The sequence below is a fragment of the Vibrio sp. S11_S32 genome (genome assembly GCF_014694465.1).
In the GTDB taxonomy this organism is placed as follows: domain Bacteria; phylum Pseudomonadota; class Gammaproteobacteria; order Enterobacterales; family Vibrionaceae; genus Vibrio; species Vibrio algicola.
Window position 1 is genome coordinate 22378 of record NZ_JAAUWS010000025.1, and the last position, 12200, is coordinate 34577.

13 protein-coding genes are annotated in these 12200 nt (G+C 39.5%); 8 read left to right on the forward strand and 5 right to left on the reverse strand.

Annotation, left to right across the window (positions count from 1 at the left end):
• Together HC723_RS11745 and HC723_RS11750 are read left to right on the forward strand one after the other, a co-directional pair.
• On the forward strand, positions 1 to 2823 hold the full coding sequence (locus HC723_RS11745; RefSeq protein WP_190339222.1) for a conjugative transfer ATPase: 2823 nt from the start codon (positions 1 to 3) through the stop codon (positions 2821 to 2823).
• Between the two features lie 75 nt (positions 2824 to 2898).
• A complete protein-coding gene (locus HC723_RS11750) occupies positions 2899 to 3423 on the forward strand; it encodes a hypothetical protein (RefSeq protein WP_190339223.1) in 525 nt (174 codons plus the stop codon).
• A gap of 22 nt (positions 3424 to 3445) precedes the next feature.
• Here the strand turns inward: HC723_RS11750 and HC723_RS11755 are convergent, their stop codons facing one another.
• Together HC723_RS11755 and HC723_RS11760 are read right to left on the reverse strand one after the other, a co-directional pair.
• Positions 3446 to 3772 (reverse strand): hypothetical protein, encoded by a 327-nt coding sequence (locus HC723_RS11755; protein ID WP_190339224.1) that lies wholly within the window; start codon positions 3770 to 3772, stop codon positions 3446 to 3448.
• Positions 3753 to 4418, reverse strand: a complete 666-nt coding sequence (locus tag HC723_RS11760; protein WP_190339225.1) for an AAA family ATPase — start codon at positions 4416 to 4418, stop codon at positions 3753 to 3755. Before HC723_RS11760 ends, HC723_RS11755 begins: the two co-directional genes overlap by 20 nt.
• Before the next feature lie 174 nt (positions 4419 to 4592).
• Here HC723_RS11760 and HC723_RS11765 point away from each other — a divergent pair, with 174 nt between their 5' ends.
• From HC723_RS11765 to HC723_RS11785, 5 genes are all read left to right on the forward strand, one after another.
• A complete protein-coding gene (locus HC723_RS11765; protein ID WP_190339226.1) occupies positions 4593 to 4829 on the forward strand; it encodes a hypothetical protein in 237 nt (78 codons plus the stop codon).
• Positions 4792 to 5322 carry a DUF1525 domain-containing protein gene (locus tag HC723_RS11770; protein ID WP_190339227.1) on the forward strand — a complete coding sequence of 177 codons (531 nt, stop codon included), beginning with the start codon at positions 4792 to 4794 and terminating at the stop codon, positions 5320 to 5322. The genes HC723_RS11765 and HC723_RS11770 overlap by 38 nt, the downstream gene beginning before the upstream one ends.
• Complete coding sequence (locus HC723_RS11775) at positions 5309 to 6346, forward strand: TraU family protein (protein WP_190339228.1); 1038 nt, start codon at positions 5309 to 5311, stop codon at positions 6344 to 6346. The genes HC723_RS11770 and HC723_RS11775 overlap by 14 nt, the downstream gene beginning before the upstream one ends.
• Before the next feature lie 84 nt (positions 6347 to 6430).
• Positions 6431 to 7840: a hypothetical protein gene (locus HC723_RS11780; protein ID WP_190339229.1), complete on the forward strand. Its 1410-nt coding sequence runs from the start codon at positions 6431 to 6433 to the stop codon at positions 7838 to 7840.
• 20 nt (positions 7841 to 7860) lie between these two features.
• Positions 7861 to 9462: a conjugal transfer protein TraG N-terminal domain-containing protein gene (locus tag HC723_RS11785; protein ID WP_190339230.1), complete on the forward strand. Its 1602-nt coding sequence runs from the start codon at positions 7861 to 7863 to the stop codon at positions 9460 to 9462.
• Positions 9463 to 9513: 51 nt separating this feature from the next.
• On the opposite strand, the gene HC723_RS11790 is transcribed toward HC723_RS11785, so the two are convergent.
• The 3 genes from HC723_RS11790 to HC723_RS11800 are packed head-to-tail and all read right to left on the reverse strand — an operon-like array spanning position 9514 to position 10627.
• On the reverse strand, positions 9514 to 9798 hold the full coding sequence (locus tag HC723_RS11790; protein WP_190339231.1) for a hypothetical protein: 285 nt from the start codon (positions 9796 to 9798) through the stop codon (positions 9514 to 9516).
• A 16-nt stretch (positions 9799 to 9814) separates the two neighbouring features.
• Complete coding sequence (locus HC723_RS11795) at positions 9815 to 10324, reverse strand: CRISPR-associated protein Cas4 (RefSeq protein ID WP_190339232.1); 510 nt, start codon at positions 10322 to 10324, stop codon at positions 9815 to 9817.
• A 15-nt stretch (positions 10325 to 10339) separates the two neighbouring features.
• The gene (locus tag HC723_RS11800) at positions 10340 to 10627 is read right to left on the reverse strand and encodes a hypothetical protein (RefSeq protein WP_190339233.1); all 288 of its coding nucleotides are present in this window, start codon (positions 10625 to 10627) and stop codon (positions 10340 to 10342) included.
• A gap of 631 nt (positions 10628 to 11258) precedes the next feature.
• On the opposite strand from HC723_RS11800, the gene HC723_RS11805 reads away from it, so the two are divergent.
• Positions 11259 to 11672 carry a hypothetical protein gene (locus tag HC723_RS11805; RefSeq protein WP_190339234.1) on the forward strand — a complete coding sequence of 138 codons (414 nt, stop codon included), beginning with the start codon at positions 11259 to 11261 and terminating at the stop codon, positions 11670 to 11672.
• Positions 11673 to 12200: the final 528 nt, after the last annotated feature.

Here is a 12200-nt window from a genome sequence, read left to right on the forward strand (position 1 = left end):
ATGATTTCATCGTTATCTGAATTGCTAGGATTAGGCAAGAAGCAAAACAAGGGCGTTAAACAATCTGACGTTAAAAAACTGTATGAACGCGAATTGCCGAGCTTTGTTGATTTACTGCCATACACTGGCTACGACGCAGATAGTGGCACATTTATTTTAGAAGACGGCTTTAGTCGCGCAAAAGTATTCACAATTGAGCCATTGCCGACGGAGGGGCGTGGTTTAAAGACGATTATTAATTATCGTGACAAGATGAAAGAGTTCATTGAGCAAACATTTCAGGAGCTACAGCCAGAGCAAGGGCAGTGGGTTATTCAGCAGTTTTCTTATGATGATCCGCGCATTGATTTACTCGCTGATCAAATAGCCGACTATTGTAAGCCTCACGCTAAAGACACTGAGTTTACGAAGGAATACATCAAAGAAATGCGTAGACACCTCAAAGGGGTGAGTAAAAACACGGAAGGTATCTTTTTCGATGATGAAGTAACTAATGCCCCTTGGATCGGTCGCTATCGTCGTATGAAATTGGTGGTTTATCGTCGATGCACCAATGGTAACTTACGAGATAGAGAGTTTTGTCCCGCAGAAGAAATTAATGAAGTCATGGAGATGGGGACTAAAATTCTTGAAAATGGTGGTTACAAAATCAAAGAAGATAACGCTAAAGAATTCTTTAGCTGGTTAGTTCGTATCTTTAATCCAAGTCCAGAAATGGAAAATCCTGAAGATTTTTATCGTTTATACGAGGATATTATTGCGCGAGAAGCTGAAGGTGAACTTCCAATTAAGGGCGCATTGTGTGAGTCATTAGTTGCGAACGCACCTCGAAGTAGTGTGGAAGATAACTGCTGGTACTTTGATGAAACACCTAGCCGCTTTATTAGGATCGCTGGCAGTCGACGGCCACCAAGAATAGGACAATTAACTGGTGAAGTATCGGAAGGTGAGGGCGAGAACCAAACTTCAGAATGTACACTGGATAAGTTGCCCCCCAATTCAATATTGGCATCGACTACAATTATTTGCCCTCAAAACTCATTTGAAAACCTGTTATTAAAGCAATCTGAAAAAGCCTATGGCAGTGGCATGGCGGCTGATCGTAAGCAAGAAGACATAGCTAATGCTGCAAGTGCTATGGGACGTAATGACTCAATAGTTCGTAACTTCTCCGGTGTGTATATTCGAGCCAAGACAAAGATTGAGCTTAGAAAGAAATCACAACAAGCATTCACGGTATTGAGTAGTTGTGGTTTGAAGCCATTAAAAGACAACGTAGATTCTTACGCTTTGAGAGCGTACCTATTGTCATTGCCAATGTTCTTTAATCCAAAAAATGATGCGAAGTTCACTTATATCAAACCTACATGGGCGCAACATGTAGCAAATTTATCGTTTGCTTATGGGCGTGATGAAGGAACGGGAAACCCTAACTTTACATGGTTTAATCGAGGCGGTTCACCGTTGATGGTTGACCCTCTAAATAAGAATGATAGAGCGTCAAATACGTTCGGTTTAGTGTTAGGCGCACCTGGGTCTGGTAAGTCTGCAACTGCCTGTGCTTTGGCTGTTCAAATGGCTGCTGTACATCGACCTAAAATGTTTATTGTTGAAAAGGGTAACTCGTTTGGACTTGTGGGCGACTACATGGAACGCTACGGAATGAAAGTAGCTCGAATGACATTTTCACCTGAATCAAAAACAACACTGTCACTTTTTGATGATGCAATGAAACTGCTTCAAGAAGATGAAGAATTGTTGATGCAGCAAGTCGGTAATGTGGGTGATATGTCGGGAGTATTTGAATCAAAAGTTGATTTGGAGGACTTAGAAAAACCTGACGAAGATGTATCGAGAGATATTATCGGAGAGTTGGAATTAATCGCTATGTTAATGATCACCGGTGGCGAACCAAAAGAGGCAGAATTATATCGTCGTGCTGATAGACAAGTGTTGAGAAAAGCTATTGTGCATTCAGCGACGTTAGCAACTAGAGCAAAGCAGAAATGTTTGCCGAGGCATATATATCAAGCACTCAATGAAATTGGTGAAGGCATTCACGGTTCATTTTCTGACGCAAGGCGTAAAGTAGCAAGTGATATGGCATTGTCACTAGAAATGTGGTGTGAAGAAGGTTCTTTTGTTAGTCGGGTATTTAACTCACCGGAAGGTGATGCTATTCCTGATGCTGATGTGGTTATTATTGATGTTGGCTCATTCGCTGATGAGGGAAACGAAGCAGAGCTTGCGGTATTGATGACGGGTATATTCCAATATGTAACACGCATAGCGGAAGCTGAACAATATACCGGTCATGGTATAGCGTTTTTCATCGACGAAGCTCACTTATTAACAGTGAATCCGTTGCTAGCACCATACATCATTAAAATGGTTAAAATGTACAGAAAACTTGGTGTGCATCCGTGGTTTATTACACAAAACATTACCGATTTTCCGAATGAATCTGAAAAACTATTGACGATGATGGAATGGTATATCGTAATGCTGGCATCACCGGCAGAAGTGGAAAAAATATCTAAGTACAAATCACTGACAGAAGATCAGGTGAATATGATTGTTTCGAGCAAGAAAGCAGATAGAAAATTCACGGAAGGCGTGGTGTTAAGCAAGAAAGTTCAATCGCTATTTAGGGCTGTACCACCATCACTGTATTTGACATTAGCAATGACAGAAAAAGAAGAGAAAGAAGAACGGTATAAAGTTATGCAAGAATTGAAAGCTGCTGGCTTACCTTGCACTGGCTTAGATGCTGCGGTAGAACAGGCTAAGAGGTTAGATAAGGCGCGTAAAATAGCGGCTTAACTCCTTAAATATAATAAACATCATACTGTAATGGTATGGTGTTTTTTTGTTTATATAGAAAGGCTATTGAAGTAAATGGAAAGCAAGCAACTTAACGTAATGACACCTTCAAAAAGAATTAATTTGGTTTTTACAGTCTTAGCGTTATTAGTAAGTAGTTATTTTTTCAACTTGTCTTACATTCAAAGCATGAGAATGAAAGGTTTAATAGTTTGCATAGCAATGATGCTATTTCTAATGAATTTATGTGGTGTTTTAGCGTTGCTCTTAACAAGAGCAGTTCAACAACTGACGGCTTACATAGAAAAGGAAATGGATACGGTGCCCACGGTTGATTCAAAACATTGGTCAATTCAGTTTAATTATACTGTAGTGAAAACCGCACTGTTGTTTAGCTGCGCGTCGGGTATTTATATCTATGCGTACCTAGAAGATCATAATCACAATCTATTGAGTGTGTTAAGTGTTGTATTGACGCTGTTTTGTATTTTATTCGTATTTACGTTTAATAATGCCGTTGCCTTGGCTAAAAAAGAATCCAGTTGGAAGGGGTGGGGCATAGGGTGTGGGATCTTGATTGGACTTTCATTGATAAGCTAAGACCCACACGGATGGTGAATTTTTAACGTTCTTGAGAGGATAGTAAATCAAAAAGATCTTGGTCCTCTAAGCTATTCATGTAAGTAGTCATGCGCTTAACAAGCTCTGAACGATTTAACTCTGGCTTGTCGTCATCAATATCAAGCATCATATTAAAACGCTTATATTGTCGGTCTAGCATCTTAACTTGCTTGTCAGTTAATGATATTGAGCGAGGACTTGTTAATTCCTCTTTGACCTTTTTAACTTTTCTTTCTTCTATAGGACTTTCTGAAGCATTAATAAAGTCGTCGGGATTAACCTTTACCTTACTATCCATTTTTTTTAATTTATCGCGTGAAAAGCTCATTGCTGATCTCCTTCAGTAAGCAGCTAACTTCACCTTTAGCTTTTGAATCTGACCACTCATGCAAACCTTTTGCATTAGAGAATGCGTCACGATGCGCTTTGCGATCACTAATAACCGATTTAAGCAGTTTGAATTCTGGGTATTCTTTTAATAACCCCTTTGCAGACTGACGTTCTGTTTGTGTATTGGTCGGGGCTTTGTTAATAAACACTGCAACTTTAAGATCTGAATTATAGTCACGCGCCATTTCAACCATTTCTGCCATGTGTTCAAGTAATTCAAGATCAGCCATGCTCACTTGTGTTGGCATTAGCATGAGATCACAACAAAGCATTGCACTACGCATTTCACGGTTATCACGACCAGCCACATCAACAATAACATAATCATACTTTTCAGCTTCACGCTGGATCTGTTTCGTTACGTTGCCTTCGAGTCTAATACAAGGAAAAGAGGAAAGCTGAGGGTCTTCTTCTCTGCGTTGACACCAGCGATATAGAGTTGCTTGCGGATCGGCATCAATCAACATGATCTTATCCGTTTCGCCATTGTACTTTTCTGATGCGAGTGCGACTGCCAAGTTAGATGCTGAATTGGATTTACCAACGCCACCTTTCTGATGACCAAATAAAATAATTTTTCCCATGATGATTCCCTTGGTAATTCGATATTGGTGATAGTAAGCTATTATCAGGTTATTATCAATGCGATATTATGATAATATTTATCACTTTTCTGGGGGCATCCGTACCCCCCCCAAACAAGCAATCAAATCACTTCAAGTTCACAATGAATTCACTGTCTTATATGGTGAATAATTATGACTCAACAAATATGTAAATACCTAGAGCCGGATCGGTACGAATGGTCTGGTGAACTACATTCCGAAATCACAAGCAAGATAAAAGCAATATTAGTAAGTGAATCAAATCTCGATTATCTAGCCGATTACATGTTTGAAGTGATGTTTGTCGCAATTAACTCAACACAATCTATTCCCGACAAGCTGGAAGCACTGAATGAGCAGCTATCAAAGAAGGTCACAAATGCGGAATAAAATAAAAGTGTTGAAGATGCCGGTGTTGTTAGTGACCTTGATGACTTCAAGTTTTGTCTATGCTGGTCAAATAGAGCCAACCACTGTTGAAGTGTTCGTGGCAAAAGACCAAGTTACTCAAACTGTTGATGTTAAAAGCACCGCAAAAGGACTGGTCGTATATACGATTGATAATGTGAATAAGATTGAAGATGATGTATCCAAACAAATCCCCCCAATGACAAAAGCAGAAAGCCAAACCATCGAGGGTCGAGAGAAATATAAAGTACGAGTTATTTCACTCATAAAAGAACTAAGTAAGCAGAAAAAGAACGAGTTGATGAAATCGTGGGGTGCGTTAGAGAAAGCCGTAGGGTATGGGATTATTAATACACCAGCTATTGTAATTGATTCTACATACGTCGCTTATGGAACTACCGTAAAAAATGCAGTGTTTGAATGGCGAAAAGAAAAGGTAAAATCATTACAAGGAATTAGCCATGAAATTGATTAAAGCAATCTCACTTTCATTATTGATTGCCGGTGCAATTGTTATACCAAACGTTGGCAATGCCACTGAACCCGTCGTGCCGGTAGGGGAAGATACTTTAGTGCAGCAATTAGTGACTGATTATAAATCCAGTCTTAATGTGCAATGTATAGATCATCAAATACTTGGTGTTTGTATATGGACTACGATTAGACCGTGGGGTGTTCAAGTTAAATACTCCCCGATGGTCAGTATGTACTCTCCCGACGCAAAGGTGGAAGTCACGCATACGAAAAAGAACCCTCCGTACAAGCCAGCAAAAATTAATGACAAGGTGGCTAGTTACATTGGGACAATGCTAGCCGGTAAAATAACGAAAATATCACCAATAGATAACGGTGATAGTTCGGATGAAGGATTTAGAAGTGTTCACTTGATGGGGAATCCTGTCATACAAATACACGATCAAACATTATCATCAATATATAACAGCTTGAACCTAGGCTATTGTTCCTCAAATGTTCAGCCCTTTCAAACCTATTTCCATAGTGATTTAGACTTGATGGAGTGGCGATTTGGCATATTAGAACAAGTTTATTACCCGATTAATATTATGAGACGGGTCATGGATACTAAGATGCTTTCACAATGGGGGACACTGTACCCTAGAACCGGTTGGGTCGTGAACTCATCTCCGTACATTGGAGCGGCTTTAGTAGCATTACGGGCAGCTAACATTGCGAATGGGCTTCCGGTCGATAACAGTGGTATCCATGTTGTGAAACCAATGCCTCTTATGGCAAGTGGTAAATATCTAACATTAAAAAGTCCGATTGTTAATATTCACGAAGGGCGTTGGCAACCAACAAACTTAGGTCCTGCTGGTAGGGCGCATCAAGCTATTTGCTCAAAATTCCCTACACCGGCAGTAAGTATTCCATCTGGTACGCTTGAGCCATACAAAGGTTCAAGAGGCTACATATTTACACTGTGGCGCAAGTACACATGCTGCGAAAAGAAAGGGGATATATTCAGCGGTACAATATAGTTAGTTTCTCCCCCCCCCATATCCTTTAGAAAATAAAAATCATGGCTTAATAACCACAATGGATCATCAATGTGGTTATTAAGAATGAAAAACAATTCCTTATTTACAGTGCCATTGTTGGCATTTCTGCTCTCTCCACTGGCTGCAAATGCAACATCAAAAGAGTCTCAATCAATTTATCTACACAGTTCGGGTATTTCTAGTAACACGGCAGAGCGTAGCGCGTTAGAGGACTTAATTTTTGCCGATAGAGAAACGCCAATTCCGGTTTTTAGTGTCGATGGTTATAAACCTCGCTCTCGATGGGACTCTCTAGGGCGAGCTAGTATTGATGCGTTCGGCCAGTGTGGAAAGTTCGACCCGTCCATTTCTATCAATAAATCCTTTGGTGATGGTCAACTTAACGCCTTGTTTAACGGCTTAATTCAAAGTGCTGTCACGTCAGTGCAAGGGCTTGCTGGACAAATGTTAAAGGGTGCAAACCCAGGTCTTTATGAGTTCTTAGAAAACGGCATCGACTTAGGTTACAACGATTATCAGAAAGCATTGCAGTCATGCGAAAACATGCAGAAGTTCATTATTGATGCACCGACAAACATAATGAAAATACAAAGCCAGCAGCAAACCGTTGCAAATACCGATATGGGTAAGGCAGACATTATGGATGTATTTCGAGGACCGAAATCATACTCTGGTGAAGATGGTGTCAAAGGTGTTGATGGGAAAATGTATGGTGGCTCGGGACAATCACCAATGAAAGTAATTGACCAGTCGGTTAAAGCTGGTTGGTGTGTATTGGCTGAAAACTATGATGGTGTTTGTCAGGGGGTATCGTCGTCGGGTTCAAAGGCAACTAGAAACACCGGTTCAGTGAGTGCTACATCATCAAGCAGTCCTTATGTTTCTACTGAAATTTTAAAACTATTCCCAAAAGAAGATGACGCGCAAGAGTTTGCATTTGAACTGGTAGGGGAAACGGCTTATCAAACATGTACGGACTGTGAAGCGTTAAATTCAACTCCGTCGCAAAGTATTACTCAATTAGTAACCGCTGAATCCAAACCGTTAATTGAAAAAATGGATAAGTTACTCGACAAAGATGCAACGAGAATTACGGATGAAGATTTAGAAAGTATCAGTGCGCCTAACTACTCAATAACTAAAAATGTTTGGTGGTCATTAAGCCGTGAGCCTGAATCAAATCAAGATATTTTCAAGAAGCGTTTAGCGTTTGATGTAGCAAGTTCTTTAGTTTTAGACCGAGTTATTGCAATTCGACAAGTGCTAGAAACCGGAAAAGGTAACGCCATCTTAGCCAGTAATTCCGCAGTAGCTAAAAAGATGGGTGAAAACCTTAATGAAATTAGCCGCAAAGTGACGGACTTTCAACAAGAGATAGCATTGCGACGTTCGATGGATAGCAACACTCGAATTCTTCTAAATCAACGTTACTTAGAGCCTCAGTCGGATTTAAGTTTAAAGAACATTAACTAAATTACGGATCGAGAATAACAATGATTTCAAATGAAGTTACAGACCTGTTTTTTATTCCATTAGGCAAATCGTTAGCCGCGCAAATTTGGGACGTATTATTGGAAACGAAAATTTATACGATTCCATTTAGTCTTTATATTTGGAAGTGTGTAAATGAAGCTAGGGGCGCAGGTTCGGATGAAGGTTCACCACCAATTCAAGCGTTCAGAAAATACGAGTCGAAACTGTGGGCGATGCTGATCATTATGCTTTTCACTTGCCAGCCGATTTCAGGCTCAGTGACAAACAGTGATGTTGCTATTGTCAATGACTACACTTGTACCGCAGGGGGCATGGGATTGGCTGGATTAACACCAAAGAACTTTGCGGGTACGTCGGTTATTAATGATATTGAACCGGCTAATCCTACACTTTGGAACGGATTGATAAATACATTTGCAGCAGGGATGACGAATGCTTCTATCGCAAGTATTGGTTGCTCTAAAGAAGATGAAAGCTATCGTGCGGCATATACAAAAATTGCGGAGGCAAAAACCGAAAGCAAAGAGCTAGCCCAGCTTATAAATGATTACAACTCACAGTGTTATAACAAAGCAATGGTGAGAAAAAACGAGCAAGAATTTAAAACCGGTGATCACTTAAACAAGGTCACATTTAACGGTGAAGATATTAGGGATGCTTTTCAAGGCTACAACTCTTCACAAGAAGAAATGTACGCTAACGTCAAAGCCTCTCATTTTGGCGGTAGTGATGGTTGGTTTGATAAAGCAGCAAGAGCGAGCTGTGCTGACATTGGCACATACATTCAAGATCAGTTAACGCATGAAGTAGAGACTGGTAAGCACAAAGAAGACTTTAAACGTGTCAGTGTATCAAGTGTGAATCCAACCAATGATGCTGTAGAAAATCAGGACGAACAGAACGTTAATCTTTTATATGAAAACACCAATAGCCCAAGAGAAACAACGGGTCAGACATTTAGATTTCTTGCAAATGCGGGGGGGGCTGCTGATATTGGGATTGAAGCTGCAAAGGGGAATATTCATTCTGTTTCTGATGGATTGAATGCGGTTGGAGCTTCGGCAAGATATGCAGCCGGTAATGCAGGAAATCTACTTGCAGCGGCAACGGAGTCGTTAAAGGTTCTTCAGTATCAAGTAACTGCCCCAATCGTGATCGGGATAGCTAAAATGATTTTGGTTATTGCAGTGCCAGTGATGATGTTTTTTTCTGGATTCAGTGGTTCTATGTTGCTAACAATTAGCATTGGTTATTTTGCTTTCGATTACAGTAAGTTTTGGTTTGAACTAGGCGCATTCTTAGATGAAAAGTTATCAATGTTTATGCAGTATGCCTCTGCTTTCGGGGATAAAGATCACAGTCAAGGGGCGTTAATGTTCTCGGCAAGCACAATGACACTATTAAGTTACATAGTTGCCTATTCACTTCCTATTTTATGGTATATGTTCTGCGGATGGCTGGGTGTCAAGATGGTTGGGGCGTTAGGGATGGCTGATAGTCACTCTTCAAGTGCAACTAGCGCGACTTCAACACTAACCTCGGCTGCCGTTTCCGGAGCTGTGGGTGGCACAAAAGCTGCAATAGCAGCAACGAAAGGGTAATAGCGAGAAAGACGTAGAAAGCCTCACGTCACCAATGAACGTGGGGCTTTTTTAGTTTTTATAATCGTATGGGTGTAACAATAAATCTTTGTCTTTTGTATTTGCTGGGCGACGTGGTTTTTTGTTATATCCTGCGACTGCTAAAAGCATGACATAAGCAAAGGCAATAAAATACCAAATAGAAGACAGTGCAGCCAACCATAGTGTAATGAGTATTGTTTTGATTAAAAACTTGAATAAACGAACAATTGAAAAGCCGCTGGTGAGCTTCTTGAATTCGCTTCGATAAGCCCTAAAAACAGCTTTTAAACTAAACGCATTTATTATTAATGACATTGTGGTTTCCTTTATTTTAATTGATTGATTCACAAGTGTTACGATGACCACAGCTTTTACATTTCTTGGCTTCGGTTGTCTTTTCTGGCATTCGACCTAACCGCACAACTTTGATGTTATCTATATCCTTTGAAATCATTTTGTAGAGCTTTTCCGTCGATTTGTTCAAATCAAGAGGGTAGTTACGTTCTTTAGTTGCCAATATACCTTTGGTGACATTATACCCGTTTGCTCTAGCACAAATAGCGGTTGCGATCATTTGTTGCACATCACTCTTGTAAAAGCCTTTGGCTCGACTCTTATATTCGACTTCTGTAAATGATGTAGAGCTTGTTTCAAAGATAAAATCAGGCTTAGATTTTAATTTGAATTTATGACACAACAGTACAGGGTGTTTATTGTCGTCAACATAAACCAATCGCCCCTTAAAACCAAACTGAGTGCTAACGTAGCCTTTTTTAGATGAAAGGTAAGCAGAGGTAATGATAATTAGAGTGGCGGTTACAACAATAGCAATTAGAAACATATTAGTTGCACCTACTTAATATTTTATTAAGCCGAATCGACCAAGAGTGCTGAATACAAAGTGCAATCTACGTTCATATTTTGCACTGACCGCATCTTCTTTTACTCTTTGCTTTGGTGTTAATTTCTCATACCAGTCTGAATAAATATCTTCTGCTGATTTGCCTTGTTCGAGTAAGTTCGAGTAAGTGATTTTCGGGGTGTCTTTCTCTTTCCATAATCGGTAAATGACGTACACGGTCGCAATAGAAAGCGATACACACCATAAAATTAAATTTTCGTTGATAGATGCTGATAGGTTCATTGTTAAATATCCGTTTCTAAGTTTTAATTAGTATACCACTGACAATAAGAAGCACAAGTGTTTCTTATGTTTCCTTTGGGCAGGGTAGATTGCAAACATATAATTCTTATGAGATATTAGCGGCTTCTACACTCGATTTTACGCTTAGACACCTCTTTTAGAGTCGTAAAATGTTTTAGTCTACTTACCTAGACCTTAGCTACTCATAGAGTCCAGCTACTTACTACCACCTAACATTCATCTTTGATGAACTGTTTTAAATCTTTTTAGATACCCTGTTTGCCATTAGCACTAGCTAACGGTGATTTGTTGTATCTGGCGTTTGCCACCTACATACCAACCCAAACCACTGACGACATACTTTTGTCTTTGTCATTTTCATTAATGTTCATTATTGAACGTAACTTTAAGGTATACCTATGACCGCTTATTTGAATATGTTTCTTTTCTGTTGTGGAATTTATTCCGTCATTAGAGCAGCAAACTTTCTTATGGTTAGAAGTATAAAAAACAAATTTAACGCTGAGTTAAATTAATTCGTAAGAACGTTTAGCGTCCTTTACCTATCACTAACTGTCTATGCAGCTAGTAACCAACGTGCAGTAGCACAAATAATAAAGAGAATAATATTATGATGAACATCACTTACCAAGCAATTGAACTGGCAAATGAAGTTGTAAATAACTTTTCATATTTTGCAAAATGCACTGCGGCAGTAATACTGCCAATGGTAGCGGTTTTTTTGAGTGTGAAAGGCTATTTTACGATTGTCACGATGCCAGCTCGCTATGTGCGACTAAAGAAAACAGCTGCAAATTTGCAGCGCAAGCGTGATATTGCGAACCGTAAAAGTAAATCTGAAGAACAGCAAGCGGCACAAGCTCAAGAAGTTAAATTACTTCCTGCGCCTAAAGCTGATGATGTTGATTATTCAGTTCCAACATACCTCCGCTGGGGTATTAAGTTAAATATGAAGGAAGTTGTATTTAAAGATTTGCCGGAAGCGCAAGAAGTTCCAGCCGGAGCTTTTGGTGCTATGGCGTAAACTGAATAAGTAACGGGTCGTATGACTCGTTGCTTGTTTAGAACCGATAGTTTCAAACAATAAACCACATTGGCAATTAGCTAATGTGGTTTTTTGTTAGACGAATGTTGATCAGTTGCAGCATAGCGCAACTCGTGATGAATTAAGGGATGTTGAAAGTCGAGTGGATGCCCGTTTTGATAAAATAGATGCGAAATTTGATGCTATGCACTCTCTTATTTTGAGAATGTCATTTGCGACTATTAGTTTATTGATGAGCATTGTGGTAAGTGGTATTGGATACTTACTCCTAACAAAGTAATCTATAAGCAATGAAAAAAGCGACCATGTGTCGCTTTTTTTATATCAGCATAAAATCAAAAGAATAATTTGCTAGAAGTTGTTTAATTTGCGATATTAGCGGCTTCTACACTCGATTTTACGCTTAGACACCTCTTTTAGAGTCGTAAAATGTTTTAGTCTACTTACCTACACCTTAGCTACTCATAGAGTCCAGCTACTTACTACCACCTAACATTCATCTTTGAT